15 protein-coding genes are annotated in these 16,932 nt (G+C 59.7%); 10 read left to right on the top strand and 5 right to left on the bottom strand.

The window, feature by feature from the left end; genetic code table 11:
- The first annotated feature begins 27 nt into the window (after window positions 1–27).
- Complete coding sequence (locus CRP02_RS20440; protein WP_097172137.1) at window positions 28–3,411, top strand: DUF3971 domain-containing protein; 3,384 nt, start codon at window positions 28–30, stop codon at window positions 3,409–3,411.
- Between the two features lie 230 nt (window positions 3,412–3,641).
- On the opposite strand, the gene tyrS is transcribed toward CRP02_RS20440, so the two are convergent.
- A complete protein-coding gene (tyrS, locus tag CRP02_RS20435) occupies window positions 3,642–4,895 on the bottom strand; it encodes a tyrosine--tRNA ligase (RefSeq protein WP_097172136.1) in 1,254 nt (417 codons plus the stop codon).
- 150 nt (window positions 4,896–5,045) lie between these two features.
- On the opposite strand from tyrS, the gene CRP02_RS20430 reads away from it, so the two are divergent.
- On the top strand, window positions 5,046–6,167 hold the full coding sequence (locus tag CRP02_RS20430) for an anhydro-N-acetylmuramic acid kinase (protein WP_097172135.1): 1,122 nt from the start codon (window positions 5,046–5,048) through the stop codon (window positions 6,165–6,167).
- Window positions 6,168–6,406: 239 nt separating this feature from the next.
- On the opposite strand, the gene CRP02_RS20420 is transcribed toward CRP02_RS20430, so the two are convergent.
- Entirely contained in the window at window positions 6,407–7,084 is a 678-nt protein-coding gene (locus CRP02_RS20420) for an alpha/beta hydrolase (RefSeq protein ID WP_097172134.1), read from the bottom strand.
- A 211-nt stretch (window positions 7,085–7,295) separates the two neighbouring features.
- Here CRP02_RS20420 and CRP02_RS20415 point away from each other — a divergent pair, with 211 nt between their 5' ends.
- From CRP02_RS20415 to sufA, 8 genes are all read left to right on the top strand, one after another.
- Window positions 7,296–8,465 carry a cysteine desulfurase family protein gene (locus CRP02_RS20415; RefSeq protein ID WP_097172865.1) on the top strand — a complete coding sequence of 390 codons (1,170 nt, stop codon included), beginning with the start codon at window positions 7,296–7,298 and terminating at the stop codon, window positions 8,463–8,465.
- Window positions 8,466–8,665: 200 nt separating this feature from the next.
- Window positions 8,666–10,135 carry a Fe-S cluster assembly protein SufB gene (gene sufB / locus CRP02_RS20410; protein WP_003507956.1) on the top strand — a complete coding sequence of 490 codons (1,470 nt, stop codon included), beginning with the start codon at window positions 8,666–8,668 and terminating at the stop codon, window positions 10,133–10,135.
- Window positions 10,135–10,431 carry a cytoplasmic protein gene (locus CRP02_RS20405; protein ID WP_097172133.1) on the top strand — a complete coding sequence of 99 codons (297 nt, stop codon included), beginning with the start codon at window positions 10,135–10,137 and terminating at the stop codon, window positions 10,429–10,431. The genes sufB and CRP02_RS20405 overlap by 1 nt, the downstream gene beginning before the upstream one ends.
- A gap of 12 nt (window positions 10,432–10,443) precedes the next feature.
- On the top strand, window positions 10,444–11,199 hold the full coding sequence (gene sufC, locus CRP02_RS20400; protein WP_003507958.1) for a Fe-S cluster assembly ATPase SufC: 756 nt from the start codon (window positions 10,444–10,446) through the stop codon (window positions 11,197–11,199).
- Between the two features lie 24 nt (window positions 11,200–11,223).
- On the top strand, window positions 11,224–12,495 hold the full coding sequence (gene sufD / locus CRP02_RS20395) for a Fe-S cluster assembly protein SufD (RefSeq protein WP_065661536.1): 1,272 nt from the start codon (window positions 11,224–11,226) through the stop codon (window positions 12,493–12,495).
- Window positions 12,488–13,738 (top strand): cysteine desulfurase, encoded by a 1,251-nt coding sequence (locus CRP02_RS20390; protein WP_097172132.1) that lies wholly within the window; start codon window positions 12,488–12,490, stop codon window positions 13,736–13,738. The genes sufD and CRP02_RS20390 overlap by 8 nt, the downstream gene beginning before the upstream one ends.
- A 23-nt stretch (window positions 13,739–13,761) precedes the next feature.
- Window positions 13,762–14,145 (top strand): SUF system Fe-S cluster assembly protein, encoded by a 384-nt coding sequence (locus CRP02_RS20385; RefSeq protein WP_003515972.1) that lies wholly within the window; start codon window positions 13,762–13,764, stop codon window positions 14,143–14,145.
- Window positions 14,146–14,257: 112 nt separating this feature from the next.
- A complete protein-coding gene (gene sufA, locus CRP02_RS20380) occupies window positions 14,258–14,647 on the top strand; it encodes a Fe-S cluster assembly scaffold SufA (protein WP_003515971.1) in 390 nt (129 codons plus the stop codon).
- A 21-nt stretch (window positions 14,648–14,668) separates the two neighbouring features.
- On the opposite strand, the gene CRP02_RS20375 is transcribed toward sufA, so the two are convergent.
- The 3 genes from CRP02_RS20375 to CRP02_RS20365 form a co-directional block, all read right to left on the bottom strand.
- Complete coding sequence (locus CRP02_RS20375; RefSeq protein ID WP_097172131.1) at window positions 14,669–14,950, bottom strand: hypothetical protein; 282 nt, start codon at window positions 14,948–14,950, stop codon at window positions 14,669–14,671.
- 62 nt (window positions 14,951–15,012) lie between these two features.
- Entirely contained in the window at window positions 15,013–16,221 is a 1,209-nt protein-coding gene (locus CRP02_RS20370) for an ABC transporter permease (RefSeq protein WP_097102927.1), read from the bottom strand.
- Window positions 16,211–16,930: an ABC transporter ATP-binding protein gene (locus CRP02_RS20365; RefSeq protein WP_038491350.1), complete on the bottom strand. Its 720-nt coding sequence runs from the start codon at window positions 16,928–16,930 to the stop codon at window positions 16,211–16,213. The genes CRP02_RS20370 and CRP02_RS20365 overlap by 11 nt, the downstream gene beginning before the upstream one ends.
- Between the last annotated feature and the right edge of the window lie 2 nt (window positions 16,931–16,932).

Genomic DNA, 16,932 nt, shown 5'->3' with positions numbered 1-16,932 from the left:
AAGCTATTCAGGGGCAAACACGGGCGTATGGCTGAAGTGAGGGGTGAAAAGGTCAAGTTCAGCAAGCGCGATATCGTTGCGCTGCATGATTTTCCTTCGGCGCAGGCCGAAGATCCTCTCATCGTGCATTGCCCGGCGCCGCGCTCCATGGCGCGTGCTCTCATCAAGATTTTCGCTGCTCTTTTCGTACTGGCCTTCCTGTCCATCGGCGGCATCATCGTCTCCGTCGAAACCGGATCGATCGACAATGCCCTTTCCAGCCAGGCGCAGCAGGCGCTCGAACGGGCGCTCGGACCCCACTACAGCGCGCGAATCGGTTCTTCCGCCATAAGGTTCTCGACCGGCCTGCGGCTTGCGCTGGTGGCCGAGGACGTGGATATCGTCGAGAAGGAATCCGGCCAGCATTTGAGCCGGGCAAGGGCTATCGGCATGGCGCTCGATCCGCTCGCGCTTTTGACCGGACGCGTCTCCGTGCAAAGCCTCGAGGCCGACGGGATGGAACTCGATACGGCCCTTTTGCCCAAGGGCAACGGTTTCGATCTCGCCAGCATCCGGATGGACGCCGTGCCGCAGCAGTTGCAGGCGGCGTTTTCCCAGCTGGACAAATTGGCGCAGGCGTTTTTAAGCAGCGGAACCGAGGAAATCGATATTTCCAGCGTTTCGATCCACTTGCCGCCGAGCGAAGCCGGCAAGCCACGAGTCGTTGAAGTGCGCGAACTTTCGTTGACCCCTGACCAGCAGGGCGGATATTCGCTTGAGGGTGAAACGCTGTTTAACGGCGAAATCGCCAGCCTGTCGCTGAAGACATCGGGAGCAGGCGGCGTGATCGATGGTTTCGACGCGCGCATCGACGGTTTCGACATCGGTCCTTTTCTGGAAAAATTCGATCCTGAAGGCAATCTTCATGAGGGGCTGAACGTCAAGACCGGTGTCAGCATCCTAGCCCGGCGTTCCATGCCCGGACATGAGCCGCGGCTGGAAATCTCGCTCGGCATGGGCAATGGAATGCTTCTTATCGGCGGCGAGGCTCAGCCCTTCACTGCCGGCACCGTCAACGCGCGCTACGATTTTCAGAAAAGCAGTCTTGTCATTGAGAATTCGCGGATCGATCTCGGGCGAACGGCTATTCCGGTCACTGGGGAAATCACGGATACCCAAGAGGGCTTCGGTCTTTCGCTGCGGATCGACAATGCGGTCGCCTCGGCCGAAGCCTCTGGCGAAGAACCCGTTCCTTTCAGCTTGAAGGCGGATGGGCAATTCAATGTCGCGACCAGGCAGCTCGAGGTTCCCTCGCTATACGTTACCGGCCCGCTTGGAGACATGGCAGGCTCGCTGAAAATCCGCTTCGGCCAGGGCTCGCCCGAAATCAGCTTCGCCGGACAGATTCCCAAGATGGAGGCCACGGCGGTCAAGCAGCTCTGGCCGTTCTGGATGGCGCACAAGCCGCGCGAGTGGGTGGTGTCCAATCTTTATGGCGGCACGGTCACGAACGGCTCGATTGCGATCTTCATTCCGCAGGGACGGATGTGCGGTCCCGGTTGCCCGCTGGTGCTGGGCGAGAGCGAAATGCAGATCCGCTTCGATATCGACGGTACGCGTCTCAATACCACCGGCGACATTCCGCCGCTGCGCGACGTTGATGCGCATTTCAATCTCGTCGGCAGCCGGATGAATGTCGATCTCAAGAACGCGACATCCTATTTCGCCTCCAATCGGTCGCTTGCGCTGGAGGACAGCCGGTTCTCCATGTCCGACGTCTATGCAAAGCCCCTGCTTGGGAATCTCGAGTTGAACGTTTCGGGCTCGGCCGATGCCGTGGCGGAGCTTGCGACGCTGAAGCCTATCAATGCGCTCAAGGATACGCAGTTCAAGCCGGATGACTTCACCGGCGACGTGACGGCGAATGCAAAGCTGACCGTCGGCATGCTTTCCAGCCAAAATCCACCGCCGCCGGTGTGGACGGCCGATCTCGATCTGAAGAACCTGTCGCTGACAAAGCCGTTTGCCGGCCGCAAGGTGACCGCGCTTGACGGTTTCATGTCCATCAACGACCGGCAGCTCAAGCTGGAAGGCAAGGGCCGGGTGGACGATGTGCCGATGTCTATCGAGATGACGGAGCCGGTGCGCAAGAACAGCGACGTTGCTCCAACGCTGTCGCTGAAAGCAACCCTGAACGAGACGCAGGTCGCCAAGCTTGCACCGGAGCTTTCCACGGTTCTTGGCGGCACGACCGTTGTGGAAATCGATGGCGCGGATACGAAAAGTCAGGAGATACAGCTCGATCTGGCGAAGGCGTCTATCATTCTGCCGGGGCTTGGATGGAGCAAGGGCGTCGGTATTCCGGCAAAAGCGACCTTTACCCTGGAAACCAGCGATGGCCGCACGACGATCAGTGATTTCTCCCTAACCGGGGACGGCTTCGGCGCTGCCGGAGATGTTACCTTCACCAAGAACGGGCTGATTTCGGCCGATCTCAGCCGCGTGCAATTGTCACCTTCCGACAATTACGCCGTCGCCGTCACTGCCTCCAAAAACGGATACAGCATCAACGCTTCAGGAAAATCGGCCGATCTCCGGCCTTTCCTCTCAAAACTTCGCAGTTCCTCAGGGGCAGGTGACGGCACATCGCGTTCGCAGCCATCCCTTGCCATCAAGGCGCAACTCGACAAGGTCTACGGCTTCAACGACGAGATCCTTTCCAATGTCAGTGCCGATGTCAGTGTGCGTGACGGCAAGGTCCGTTCGGTTGATTTTCGCGGCGTCACCGGCAGAGGCCAGGCGGTTGTGGCCCAGACAACCAATCGCGGCGCGACGGGAACAGTGACGCTTACCAGCAGCGACGCCGGTTCTCTTGCCCGTTTCACCAATATCTACACCCGCATTCGCGGTGGTCTTCTCAATCTCGCACTCTCGACCGTCAACGGCAGCGACTGGAGCGGCTCGCTCGATCTGCGCAATTTCGCCGTCGTCAACGAAGCGAAGCTTCAGGATATCGTCGCCACGCCGACGGGCGATGACGGCCGGAGCCTCAACACGGCGGTCCGCCGCAATATCGATGTCAGCTCGGAGAAATTCCAACGCGGTTTTGCCCGTCTCGTTTACGTCAACGGCTCGGTTGCGGTGGAAAACGGCGTGGTGCGTGGCGAACAGATTGGTGCGACGTTCCAGGGCCTGCTGAAAGATCAGAACGGCCGTATGGACATGACCGGCACCTTTATGCCCGCCTATGGCCTGAACCGGCTGTTCGGCGAGCTGCCCTTCATCGGCATCTTCCTCGGCAACGGCCGAGACCGCGGTCTGCTCGGCATCACCTTCAAGCTTTCCGGCCAGACAGACCAGCCGAAGCTGACAATAAACCCACTGTCGCTGATTGCGCCGGGCGTCTTCAGGCAGATTTTCGAGTTTCAGTGAATTAAGCGCCACAAAGCCTGGCGCAAGCGGATGTTTGGCGAGAACGGGCGCATCCGCACTCCTTCACCCCGGACCTGATCCGGTGTCCAGTGCGATCAAGTCCTTGATCGCGAGAGAGCCCTTTCACGGCGCAAACGCGCCGTGGCTGGAGCCGTAACTAGTCCGGCATGACGGGGGCGGGGGTTATCGGCGCATCGAGGACCGCTTTCGCGGTCCTCGACAGGATGTTTTTAAGCCGGGCGAACGAGAACGTGCTTCTTCTTGCCAACCGAAAGCTTGATGATGCCATCGCCGGTGATTTCGGCGGAGCCGATCATCTGGCGATCGTCCGACACGCCCTTGTCGTTGATCTTCACCGCACCGCCCTGAACGTGACGGCGGGCCTCGCCGTTCGAGCTGGCAAGGCCGGCGCGGACGATGAGCGACAGGACGCCGACGCCGGCATCGAGTTCGGATGCCGGAACCTCGATGGAGGGCAGGTTTTCGGCAAGCGCGCCTTCCTCGAAAGTCTTGCGCGCCGTTTCGGCGGCTTCTTCGGCAGCGGCGCGGCCATGCAGGATAGCCGTGACTTCGGTTGCGAGGATTTTCTTCGCCTCGTTGATCTCAGATCCGCCAAGGGCGGCGATGCGTGCGATCTCATCCATCGGCAGCGTGGTGAAGAGCTTCGCGAAGCGAACCACGTCCGCGTCTTCCGTGTTGCGCCAGTATTGCCAGAAATCATAGACCGGCAGCAGGTCCTTGTTGAGCCAGACGGCACCGGACGCGGACTTGCCCATCTTCGCACCCGAAGACGTGGTCAAAAGCGGGGAGGTCAGCGCGTAGAGCTGCGGTGTCCCCATGCGGTGACCGAGGTCGATGCCGTTGATGATGTTGCCCCACTGGTCAGAGCCGCCCATCTGCAGGCGGCAGCCGGTACGCTGGTTCAGCTCCACGAAATCGTAGGCCTGGAGGATCATGTAGTTGAATTCGAGGAAGGACAGCGACTGCTCGCGGTCGAGGCGCGTCTTCACGCTGTCGAAGGACAGCATACGGTTGACCGAGAAGTGGCGGCCTACGTCGCGCAGGAATTCGAGGTAGTTGAGCCCACGCAGCCAGTCGGCATTGTTGATCATCAGTGCCGGATTTTCCGCGCGATCGTAATCGAGGTAGTTGGCGAAGACGTGCTTGAGCGAGGTGATGTTGTCCTCGATCATGTCGATCGTCATCAGCTTGCGGGCCTCCTCCTTGAAGGAGGGATCGCCAACCATGCCGGTGCCGCCGCCCATCAGCGAAATGGGCTGGTGACCGGTCTTCTGCATCCAGTGCAGCATCATGATCTGGGTGAGGTGGCCGACATGCAGGCTGGAGGCCGTCGGGTCATAGCCGATATAGGCGGTCACGGTTTCCTTGGCGAACAGTTCGTCGAGACCCGACTCGTCGGAGATCTGGTGAATGAAGCCGCGCTCATCGAGCGTGCGGAGGAAATCGGACTTGAACCTGGACATAACCTTTTTCTTTCTGGTTGGACCTTTGCCGTCATTGTCTGTCAATGAACGCGGGGGGCTTTACCATTGTTTTTTGAAAAGTGCACCCGTTTCGGCCATGAATAACGGCGATTCATCTCCGCATGATTCGATATTGAAAGGGAGCAGCGCGTGGGCGAGGTCAAAACTGCAATCGGGCTGATGAGCGGGACATCGATGGACGGCATCGATATCGCCCTGTTGCGCACGGATGGCGAAAACGTGGTCCGGCATGGGCCGAGCGGTTATTTCCCCTATGATCCGGGCCTGCGCGCCACGTGGCAGAAGGCGCTGGTTACGGCCAAAGCCATTCGCGAACGGCGCGAGCGTCCGGGTGACCTCGCGGATGCGGAACGCAAGCTGACGCTTGCCCATGCGGCGGCAGTCAAATCCTTCCTCCACCGCCACCGGCTTGAAGCCAGCGATATAGACGTGATCGGTTTTCATGGCCAGACGGTGCTGCATCGGCCGGATGAGGCGTTGACCGTGCAAATCGGCGACGGCGCACTTCTGGCCGAGGAAACCGGTATCGATGTGGTTTACGACATGCGCGCCAACGACATGGTGCATGGCGGGCAGGGCGCACCGCTCATTCCTGCGTACCACATGGCGCTCTCCGCCAATCTGCCTGATGGCTTCGAAACGCCCGCCGTCTTCGTCAATATCGGCGGCATATCCAATCTCACCTATATCGGCGAGGGAGGGCGGCTTGCGGCTTTCGACAGCGGTCCCGGCAATATGCTGATCGACCAGTGGATCGAGGCGCATACGGGCAAAGCCTTCGACAAGGGCGGCAGGACGGCGGCGGGCGGCAGCGTCGTTGCCTCGCTCGTCACGCGCTATATGGAAAGCCCATTCTTCTCGGCCAATATTCGCCGCTCGCTTGACCGCAGCGATTTCGTGCCGCCGCAAAAGGGCGAGGTCTCCCTGGCGGACGGCGCACGCACGCTGTCGCATCTGACGGGTGCCGCGATCCTCAAATCGGCGAGCTATCTGCCGGAAGCGGCGAAGACCTATGTGATCTGCGGCGGCGGGCGGCTCAATCCTGTTATCATGGAAGAGTTTGCGAGCCTTGCTGCAAAGCAGGGCGCTCGGGTGATCGCTGCGGAAGAGGCGGGGTTCGACGGCGGGGCGATGGAGGCGGAGGCCTGGGCCTATCTCGCGGTGCGATCGCTGATGGGGCTGCCGCTGACCTATCCGGGTACGACGGGGGTGACGGAGCCTGTGACGGGTGGGGTTTTGGTGAGGGCGTAAAAGACGATGGCGGGCTTGGCTCACCCCCCTCTGCCCTGCCGGGCATCTCCCCCACAAGGAGGGAGATTGGCCAGACGCCTGCTCTCCGCCTGCGTCGCTACGTTAAAGAGCGTCGGGAGGTAACCACGATTCGATCTCCCCACCTGTGGGGGAGATGCCCGGCAGGGCAGAGGGGGTGAGCCAAGCCCGCCGTCGATCGTTGTAGGTAGATCAACACTGACCTAAGCGGCGCTCCTAAATCACCGAATACGCTTCGCCGCCGGTTCCGGAACCAGTTCACCATTCAGGCGGCGGTCGAGGTAGTCCTCGCATTCGCCCATCAGCTCATCAACCTTGCCGTTGAAGAAGTGGTTGGCGCCGGGAAGGGTGCGGTGGGTGATGAGGATGCCCTTCTGGGTCTTCAGCTTTTCGACCAGACCGCTGACGTCCTTCTCAGGCGCGACCTTGTCGGCGTCGCCATTGATGATCAGGCCGGAAGACGGGCAGGGGGCGAGGAAGGAGAAGTCGTAGGTGTTGGGCTGCGGCGCAATCGACATGAAACCTTCGATTTCCGGGCGGCGCATCAGAAGCTGCATGCCGATCCAGGCGCCAAAGGAATAACCGGCGACCCAGCAGCTTTTCGAATCGGGATGCAGGCTCTGCACCCAGTCGAGAGCGGACGCGGCATCGGAAAGCTCGCCGGCGCCATGGTCAAACTCGCCCTGGCTGCGGCCGATGGAGCGGAAGTTGAACCGGAGCGTCGTGAAACCGCGCTTCTGGAAAAGATAGAAGAGCTGATAAACGATCTGGTTGTTCATCGTGCCGCCGAACTGTGGGTGCGGATGAAGGATGATCGCTATCGGCGCGCTCTTTTCCTTGGAGGGTTGATAACGGCCTTCGAGGCGACCCGCAGGGCCGTTAAAAATGACTTCGGGCATTGGTACTCCGGTCGTGTTTTTTCATTCTCCAACCGCATTCTTCCGACGAGAAGACTTGACGAACTGTGTCATCTTTTCTAGAACGCAGTTTAGAATAATTCGAAACTTTGCGTGTGCTTAAGCACTCGGACCGTGTCATAAGGCAAGCGCAACTGTAATTTCAAGAAAAATGCGTTTTGGCGCATGGAAGATTGAGCGAAGCTTTTCCGCGATGACGGTTTTGACGCGCACATATATGGACTGGAACGCCACGGCGCCGCTTTTGCCTGCCGTGCGGGATGTTCTTGTCCACGCTCTCGATATCACGGGTAATCCGTCCTCCGTACACCGGGAAGGGCGCGCAGCCCGTGCGGCCGTCGAGGCCGCGCGTCGTGACGTTGCTGTGGTCTGCGGCGCCCAGGCGTCGCATGTGACCTTTACGAGCGGTGCGACCGAAGCGGCCAATCTGGTGCTTTCGCCTGAATTCAAGATGGGGCGCGCTCCCGTGCGCTATGGTCGTCTTTACCTTTCGGCGATCGAACACCCCGCTTTTCGCGAAGGAGGCCGGTTCGGCAAGGCTGACGTTACGGAAATTCCCGTTACGTCAGCGGGTGTCATCGATCTTGCGGCCCTTGAGGCGCTGCTGTCTGCGCACGATAAATCCGCCGGCTTGCCCATGGTCGCCTGTATGCTGGTCAATAATGAGACCGGCATTCTTCAGCCGGTGGGTGAAGCGGCGCGGCTTGCACATGCAGCTGGTGGATTGATGGTCGTCGATGCCGTGCAGGCTGCCGGCCGCGTTCCGCTCGATATCAATGCATTGGATGCCGATTTCCTTGTGATCTCGTCCCACAAGCTTGGTGGCCCGAAGGGTGCGGGGGCGCTGGTGTCCCGCGGTGAGGTGATGATGCCGAAGCCGCTGATCCATGGTGGCGGCCAGGAAAAGGGACATCGTTCCGGTACTGAGAATACCCTGTCGGTCATCGGTTTCGGTGCCGCCGCCGCTATTGCTGCGCAAAACCTCGAGACCGAAGCGACGCGTCTTGCAGCGCTGCGCGCAAGGCTGGAAGACGGCATGCGGGCAGTCGCGCCTGACGTGATCATCTACGGTGAGGATGTCGGCCGTGTCGGCAATACCACGTTCTTCACCTTGCCCGGTTTGAAGGCAGAGACGGGCCAGATTGCATTCGATATCGAAGGCATTGCGCTCTCGGCCGGTTCGGCCTGCTCATCCGGCAAGGTGGGTGAAAGCCATGTGCTGACGGCGATGGGACGCGATCCCAAGCTTGGCGCACTCAGGATTTCCCTTGGTCATGCGACTGATGAGGCGGATATCGAGCGCGCGCTCGCAGCCTTTACGAAAATTGCCGGGCGGCGCAGGCTGACCGGTCAGGCCGCTTAAAATGCGGCAAAGAATTGCGGAATAGCAATTTTCCGCTTGCCGGGATGTGTGAAAAGCGCCATCCCGCACTTACATGGGTATAAGCTCCGCCCCGTTTATACGGGCCCGGATTATTTGCCCGAAGATGGATGAAGGCGGCTATCCGCCTTGATACGTTGACAAGCCACCGGACCTCGGCTCCGGCGAGATTGGAGAACGACATGGCAGCGGTTCAGGAAACGATCGATCAGGTTCGCCAGATCGATGTGGACCAGTATAAATACGGCTTCGAAACCGAAATCGAAGTCGACAAGGCCCCGAAGGGCCTTTCGGAAGAGGTGATCCGCTTCATCTCGGCCAAGAAGCAGGAGCCGGAATGGATGCTGGAATGGCGTCTTGAGGCTTACAAGCGCTGGCTGACGATGGAAGAGCCGACATGGGCGCGCGTCAGCTACCCCAAGATCGACTTCAACGATCTCTATTATTATGCCGCACCGAAAAGCACGCCCGGCCCGAAGTCGCTGGACGAAGTCGATCCGGAGCTGCTGAAGGTTTACGAGAAGCTGGGCATTCCGCTGAAGGAACAGGAAATCCTGGCCGGCGTGGAAAACCGTCGTGTGGCCGTGGATGCCGTGTTCGACAGCGTCTCCGTTGTCACCACCTTCAAGGCGGAACTGGCAAAGGCCGGCGTGATCTTCATGTCGATCTCCGAAGCCGTGCGCGAATATCCTGATCTGGTGAAGAAATATCTCGGTTCGGTCGTGCCGCAGACGGACAATTTCTACGCGACGCTGAACTCGGCCGTCTTTACCGATGGTTCCTTCGTGTTCGTGCCGAAGGGCGTTCGTTGCCCGATGGAGCTTTCCACCTATTTCCGCATCAACGAAAAGAACACGGGCCAGTTCGAGCGCACGCTGATCATCGCTGAAGAGGGCGCCTACGTTTCCTATCTGGAAGGCTGCACCGCGCCGCAGCGCGACGAAAACCAGCTTCACGCCGCCGTGGTCGAACTGGTGGCGCTTGACGATGCCGAAATCAAATATTCCACAGTCCAGAACTGGTATCCGGGCGACAAGGATGGCAAGGGTGGCATCTACAACTTCGTGACCAAGCGCGGCGATTGCCGTGGCAACCGTTCGAAGATTTCGTGGACGCAGGTTGAAACCGGCTCGGCCATCACCTGGAAATACCCGTCCTGCATTTTGCGCGGCGACGACAGCCGTGGCGAATTCTATTCGATTGCGGTTTCCAACGGCCATCAGCAGATCGACAGTGGCACCAAGATGATCCATCTCGGCAAGAACACGTCGAGCCGCATCATCGCCAAGGGCATTGCCGCCGGTTTCTCGGAAAACGTCTATCGCGGACAGGTCTCGGCTCACCGCAAGGCGACCAACACGCGTAATTTCACGCAGTGCGACTCGCTTCTGATCGGCGACAAGTGCGGCGCGCATACCGTGCCCTATATCGAGGCGAAGAACTCCTCTGCTCATTTCGAGCATGAAGCGACCACGTCGAAGATTTCCGAAGACCAGCTGTTCTATTGCCTGCAGCGCGGCATTCCCGAGGAGTCGGCCATCGCACTGATCGTCAACGGCTTCGTGAAGGACGTCATCCAGCAGCTGCCGATGGAGTTTGCGGTTGAAGCGCAGAAGCTGATCGGCATTTCGCTGGAAGGGTCTGTGGGGTAATGACCGATAAGCAGGATGTTGTCGCCGCGCATCGCCACTGCATTCGCAATCGTGCAGAGCTGAAGCGTAGCGCAATATCCGGCTGCTTCTATTGTCTTGAGATTTATTCCGCTACCGAGGTTTGGAAATGGATCCACGAGACGCAGCAAGACGAAGAACGCCTCACCGCGATGTGTCCGAAATGCGGAATCGATGCGGTGATTGGAGATGCGTCAGGTTACCCGGTAGCCGACATGAAATTTTTGGAAAGAATGAAACGCCATTGGTTTGATGCAAAATCGCCAATTGCTGATTGAAAGGACTTGAACATGCTTGAAATCATCGACCTGCACGCAAAGATCGCCGATACCGAAACCGAGATCATCAAGGGCCTCAACCTGAAGGTTGCTGCCGGTGAAGTTGCGGCCATCATGGGCCCGAACGGTTCCGGCAAGTCGACGCTGTCCTACATCCTGTCGGGCCGCGAAGACTATGAAGTCACCTCCGGTGACATTCTCTACAACGGCGAAAGCATTCTGGAACTGGATGCCGCCGAGCGCGCTGCCAAGGGTATTTTCCTGGCCTTCCAGTATCCGGTCGAAATTCCGGGTGTTGCCACCATGCAGTTCCTCAAGGTTGCTATGAACGAGCAGCGCAAGGCGCGCGGCGAGGCCGAGCTGACGACGCCGGACTTCATCCGTCGCGTCAAGGAAGCTGCCGGCGACCTGAAGATCGACATGGACATGCTGAAGCGTCCGCTGAACGTTGGTTTCTCCGGCGGTGAGAAGAAGCGCGCCGAAATCCTGCAGATGGCGCTGCTGGAGCCGAAGCTCTGCGTTCTCGACGAAACCGATAGCGGCCTCGACATCGACGCGCTGAAGATCGTGGCAGATGGCGTCAATGCGCTGAAGTCGCCGGATCGCGCCACTGTCGTCATCACCCACTACCAGCGCCTGCTCGATTACATCGTGCCTGATAGCGTTCACGTTCTCTACAAGGGCAAGATCATCCGTTCGGGCGACAAGGCCCTGGCGCTGGAGCTGGAAAACAATGGTTACGCCGACATCATCGGTGAAGCGGCCTAAGCCAGAGGCCAGGAGGTGATGTCCATGAACATTCAAACGACCAATCGGCTGACGCCAGCGGAAACCGCGCTGATCGACGCCTATACCGCCAAGTTCAGCGAATTGCCGGGCAATGGTGCGGTTGTCGCCGCCCGTGACGTTCTGTTCGACGATCTGAAGACCGGCGGTCTTCCGACCCGCCGCATCGAGGCGTGGCACTATACCGATCTCAAGAGCCTGTTGCGGGCCATTCCCGAGGACCAGCCCGCACCTGTTATCGAGAAGCAGGCATCTGTTGTCGCCGGCTCGTCCGTCGCCTACGTGCTGCATGGCACGGCCAATGTCGGCAAGATCGAAGACATCAGCGTTTCCAGCTTTGCCGAGAGCCTGCTTGACGGCTCGGCCGCCACAGGCCTTGCGGAAGCCAGCAAGGACGACGTGATCGGCCGTATCAACGGCAGCTTCGTGCGCGACGGCCTGACGCTCGACATTCCCGCCGATGCCGAGATCGAAAAGCCGATCGAATTGCAGGCGATCCATGGCGCAGGTCAGGTTCACAGCCGCTTCCCGGTGCGCTTCGGCAAGGGTTCCAAGGCGACCGTCATCGAACGTCACCTTTCGGTGACTTCGGATGCGGCCCTGGTTTCCTCCGTCACCGACATCGTTGTCGAAGACGGTGCGGAAGTGACCTGGATCATCCTGCAGCAACAGGGTGCGGCCGATATTCATCTTGGCCAGCTGCGCATGAAAATCGGTGCGGACGCCAAGATTCGTCTGTTCGTCATCAATGCCGGCGGCAAGCTGGTGCGTCAGGAACTGCGCATCGACGTGGACGGCGAGGGTACTGACCTCATCGTTCGCGGCGTCAACCTCTTGGGCGGCGAAACCCATACCGACGTGACGATGGTTCTTGGCCACAACGTGCCGAACACGACCTCGACGGAAGTGTTCCGCAACGTGGTGTTCGACCGTGCAAAGGGCATTTTCCAGGGCATGATCCGGGTTGCCCCCGATGCCCAGAAGACCGATGCGAAGATGGCGTGCAACACGCTGCTGATGTCTGATGATGGCGAGTTCTCGGCAAAGCCGGAGCTTGAAATCTTCGCCGACGACGTTCAGTGCGGTCACGGTGCGACGGTTGCCGATATCGACGACAACCATCTCTATTATCTGATGGCGCGCGGCGTGCCGCGGGCAAAGGCGCGGGCGATGCTCGTCAACGCCTTCGTCGCTGAAATCGCCGAGGAACTGGAAGAAGAAAATCTGGTAGAGGCGCTGGAGACGATCATCTCCGGCTGGCTGGAACATCATGCCTGAGAGCGAACGCGCCGCATTGGCGGCCCCTTATGACGTTGAAGCCGTGCGGAAGGATTTCCCAATCCTGTCGCGCGAGGTCTATGGCAAGCCGCTGGTCTATCTCGACAACGGCGCGTCCGCTCAAAAACCGCAGGTGGTGATCGACGCCGTTTCGCATGCTTATTCCAATGAATATGCGAATGTGCATCGTGGCCTGCATTTCCTCTCCAATGCCGCAACCGACGCCTATGAGGCGGCGCGCGAAAAGGTGCGCCGTTTCCTGAATGCCGGTTCGGTGGACGAGATCGTCTTCACCAAATCCTCCACCGAAGCGATCAATACGGTTGCTTACGGTTACGGCATGCCAAAGATCGGCGAGGGCGACGAGATCGTCATCTCGATCATGGAGCATCACTCCAACATCGTGCCGTGGCATTTCATCCGCGAGCGGCAGGGCGCCAAGCTCGTCTGGGTGCCTGTCGATGATGACGGCGCGTTCCATATCGAGGCTTTCGAAAAGAGCCTGACGGAGCGCACCAAGCTCGTTGCCATCACCCATATGTCGAATGCGCTGGGCACCATCGTGCCGGTCAAGGAAATCTGCCGCATAGCCCATGAGCGCGGCATTCCGGTGCTTGTCGACGGCTCTCAGGGCGCGGTTCACATGCCGGTCGACGTGCGCGATATCGATTGCGACTGGTACGTCATGACCGGCCACAAGCTTTACGGTCCCTCGGGCATCGGCGTGCTCTATGGTAAGGCTGACCGCCTGAGCGAGATGCGGCCGTTCCAGGGCGGCGGCGAGATGATCCTCGACGTGTCCGAAGACAATGTGACCTATAACGAGCCGCCGCATCGTTTCGAAGCGGGAACGCCGCCCATCGTACAGGCCATCGGTCTTGGTTATGCGCTTGATTATATGGACAATCTCGGCCGTGCCGCGATTGCAGCCCACGAGGCTGATCTTGCTGCTTATGCTGCCGAGCGGCTGCGCGAGGTCAACTCACTGCGAATTATCGGCAATGCGCCTGATAAGGGCGGTATCTTCTCCTTCGAACTCGAGGGCATCCATGCCCATGACGTGTCGATGGTGATAGACCGGCGCGGTGTTGCCGTGCGTGCCGGCACCCATTGTGCCATGCCGCTCTTGAAACGGTTCGGCCTCACCTCCACATGCCGGGCATCGTTCGGCCTTTACAATACCCGCGCCGAAGTAGATCGTCTTGTCGAGGCGCTTGATTATGCGCGCAAATTTTTCGCCTGATATCAGGATTGAGGTTCAGGACCATGACTGCCGAAGCCACTGCAAAGACCCATGATGTGACCGAAGACGCTGCAAAGCCGTCTTCCATTGCGCCCGACGAACTGGCGCGTCTTAGCGACGACGTGATCGCGGCGCTGAAAACCGTCTACGATCCGGAAATTCCGGCCGATATTTTCGAACTCGGTCTCGTTTACAAGATCGACATCGAGGACGACCGGATGGTCAAGATCGTCATGACGCTGACAGCGCCCGGCTGCCCGGTGGCCGGCGAAATGCCGGGCTGGGTGGAAAACGCCGTCGGCGCGGTCGAAGGTGTTTCCGGTGTCGAAGTGTCGATGACCTTCGATCCGCCATGGACGCCGGACCGCATGTCGGAAGAGGCTCAGGTCGCCGTCGGCTGGTATTGAGACTGACGTGATTTTGACAGGCGTCATCCCTTGATGGCGCCTTCAAGCGCTATTAAATTGAAATCCATAAACATCGAGCCTTGAACTCGATTGTCGAAGGAGAATTAAGCCCATGGGCTTTGCGATCATGACCATGACCGGGGCTGCTGCCTCGCGCGTTAAAGCAATCGTCGAGAATTCCGGCCCGGACGCCAAGGGTGTGCGCGTCGGCATCAAGAAGGGCGGCTGCGCGGGCATGGAATATACCATCGACCTCGTGACGGAAGCGGATGCGAAGGACGATCTGGTCGAATTCGATGGAGCCAAGGTGTGGGTTCAGCCCTCCGCCGTGCTCTATCTGCTCGGCACCCAGATGGATTTTGAAGTGACCAAGATGCGCTCCGGCTTCACCTTCAACAACCCGAACCAGACGTCCGCTTGCGGCTGCGGTGAATCGGTGGAACTGAAGCCTGCCGATCTGGCGGCGCTTGCGAAGCAGCGCGAGGCTGAAGCCAGCGTTTGATTGGCTGCGCCATTTTTCCGATCAGCGGGATGATTGCTGTTTCAGCGTATCGATAAAATCCGCCAGCGGATGAATCGATGGCGTCGTTGTCAAAAGCGGCTCGAGAGCTGCTGCGATCTTCCCGCAATCCTCCTCGGCAAGTGGCCGAAGGCTGGAGCTGACTTTGTTGTAGTCGGGCGTTCCGCGTGACGCGAGGGAGCGATTGATCACAAACAGTTCAGTTTGTCCGTCAATTCGGTCCACGAAGAGCGCAAGCGAACCGCCGTCTGCGGCAGCGGCGCTATCCGATACCGATTTGAACATCGAAACTCTCCGTAAATCATGAACGTATTCGGTCGAGGCCGTTGCAGCCTCGACGGCTCGTCTCACTCGTGCCGTAGCGCCTCGATCGGGCTCAAACTCGCTGCCCGCCGCGCCGGGAAATAGCCGAAAATCACCCCGATGGCAGCCGAGAAGGCGAAGGCGAGGAAGATGATCGACGGGCTGGTGACGAAGGGCACGTTGAGGAAGCTGACGACGCCATAGGCAAGGCCAAGGCCCGTCAAGATACCGACCGTGCCGCCCAGGGCAGAGAGCATGACGGCTTCCACCAGAAACTGCGTCAGCACCTGTTTTTCCAATGCGCCGATGGCGAGACGAATGCCGATCTCGCGGGTGCGCTCGGTTACCGAAACCAGCATGATGTTCATGATGCCGATGCCGCCGACCAGCAGGCTGACGGCTGCAACCGCACCCAGAAGCCCGGTCAGCAGCGTCGTTGTGCCGGTCATGGCAGAGGCGATCTGCGTCATGTCGTTGACGGTGAAATCATCCTCGCGGCCAATGTTGATGCGCCGCCGCTCGCGCAGCAGGTTCTGCAGGTCGCTTTGCACCTTGGCGGTGGAAACGCCGTCCTGCGCGGAGACCATGATCGAGGAAATGGTGGTGGTGCCGCCGATGCGCCGCTGATGGATTTTGAGCGGCATGATGATCGTGTCGTCCTGATCGTCGCCGAGGCCGGATTGGCCTTTTCGGGCGAGAACACCGATGACGGGGCAGGAGATGTTGCTGACTCGTACCGTCTGTCCGACAGGGTTTTCAGCACCGAAGAGTTCCTGCCGCACCGTTTCGCCGATGATGCAGCCTATCTGTCCGCCACGATCTTCTGCCGGCTGGAAGTCACGGCCCAGCGCAAGCGTCCAGTCCTGTGCCACAAGATAGTCATTGGTGGTGCCGATGACGCTCGTCTGGTGGTTCTTGCCGCCGAAAATGACTGTTGCGGCGGAGCTGCGGTTTTGCGGGGCAACTGCGCGGATGCCTGATATCTGGTTGCGGATCGCCTCGACATCGCGATCATCGAAACGTTTGGCTTCCGTGCTGGCGCGGCCGGGCCCGAACTGGCCGGGGCGCACGAACAGCATGTTGGTGCCGAGCCGCGACAATTCCGATTTCACCTGTTCGGTCGTGCCGTTGCCGATGGTTACCATGGCGATGACGGCGGCAACACCGATGACGACGCCGAGTACGGTGAGGAAGGAGCGGAGCAGGTTGCGGCTGATGGCGCGCAGCGCAAGACGCGACGTTTCAAAGAACATCGGAAGTCTCCTTGTTTTCCGCTGCGCTGTCGGAGGCGAGATGGCCGTCCACGAAACGCAGGAGGCGTCCCGCATGGGCAGCGATATCCTCTTCATGCGTGACCATGACGACGGTAATGCCCTTGTCGCGGTTGAGCGTGGTGATCAACTCCATGATCTCGGCGCTTGTTTTGGTGTCGAGGTTGCCCGTGGGTTCGTCGGCCAGAAGCAGAGCGGGGCGGGTGACGATGGCCCGTGCAATGGCCACACGCTGCTGCTGACCGCCGGAAAGCTCCTGCGTCGTGTGGTGCTCACGGCCCTTAAGGCCCACCTGTGCCAGCGCCTCCATGGCGCGCGCGCGCCGTTCCGAGGCTTTCATGCCCCGGTACACGAGCGGCAGCTCGACATTTTCCACCGCCGAGGTGCGCGACAGGAGGTTGAAGCCCTGAAACACGAAACCCAGCATGTGGCGGCGCAGCAGCGTCAGATGTTCATTGTCGAAACCGCTGGTCGGCACGCCCTGAAACAGATATTCGCCCGATGTCGGCACATCCAGGCAGCCGATGATGTTCATCGAGGTGGATTTGCCGGAGCCGGATGGCCCCATGATGGCGACGAATTCCTTCTCGTGGATCGACAGGCTGACGCCGTCAAGCGCGCGGATCGTCGCTTCGCCCCGGCCATATTGCTTGACGACATCGCGGAATTCTATGAGCGGCGGCTGTTGCATGC

Source organism: Rhizobium sp. AN5 (assembly GCF_900215255.1).
Taxonomy (GTDB): domain Bacteria; phylum Pseudomonadota; class Alphaproteobacteria; order Rhizobiales; family Rhizobiaceae; genus Agrobacterium; species Agrobacterium tumefaciens.
Note: the sequence above shows the minus strand (reverse complement) of the source record. Positions and strands in the feature narration are given on the sequence as shown.

Coding starts and splice junctions, on each gene's coding strand:
- CRP02_RS20440 (WP_097172137.1), top strand. CDS start 28: ATGGCTGAAGTGAGGGGTGAAAAGGTCAAGTTCAGCAAGCGCGATATC.
- tyrS (WP_097172136.1), bottom strand. CDS start 4,895: ATGTCCAGGTTCAAGTCCGATTTCCTCCGCACGCTCGATGAGCGCGGC.
- CRP02_RS20420 (WP_097172134.1), bottom strand. CDS start 7,084: ATGCCCGAAGTCATTTTTAACGGCCCTGCGGGTCGCCTCGAAGGCCGT.
- CRP02_RS20415 (WP_097172865.1), top strand. CDS start 7,296: ATGACGGTTTTGACGCGCACATATATGGACTGGAACGCCACGGCGCCG.
- sufB (WP_003507956.1), top strand. CDS start 8,666: ATGGCAGCGGTTCAGGAAACGATCGATCAGGTTCGCCAGATCGATGTG.
- CRP02_RS20405 (WP_097172133.1), top strand. CDS start 10,135: ATGACCGATAAGCAGGATGTTGTCGCCGCGCATCGCCACTGCATTCGC.
- sufC (WP_003507958.1), top strand. CDS start 10,444: ATGCTTGAAATCATCGACCTGCACGCAAAGATCGCCGATACCGAAACC.
- sufD (WP_065661536.1), top strand. CDS start 11,224: ATGAACATTCAAACGACCAATCGGCTGACGCCAGCGGAAACCGCGCTG.
- CRP02_RS20390 (WP_097172132.1), top strand. CDS start 12,488: ATGCCTGAGAGCGAACGCGCCGCATTGGCGGCCCCTTATGACGTTGAA.
- CRP02_RS20385 (WP_003515972.1), top strand. CDS start 13,762: ATGACTGCCGAAGCCACTGCAAAGACCCATGATGTGACCGAAGACGCT.
- sufA (WP_003515971.1), top strand. CDS start 14,258: ATGGGCTTTGCGATCATGACCATGACCGGGGCTGCTGCCTCGCGCGTT.
- CRP02_RS20375 (WP_097172131.1), bottom strand. CDS start 14,950: ATGTTCAAATCGGTATCGGATAGCGCCGCTGCCGCAGACGGCGGTTCG.
- CRP02_RS20370 (WP_097102927.1), bottom strand. CDS start 16,221: ATGTTCTTTGAAACGTCGCGTCTTGCGCTGCGCGCCATCAGCCGCAAC.
- CRP02_RS20365 (WP_038491350.1), bottom strand. CDS start 16,930: ATGCAACAGCCGCCGCTCATAGAATTCCGCGATGTCGTCAAGCAATAT.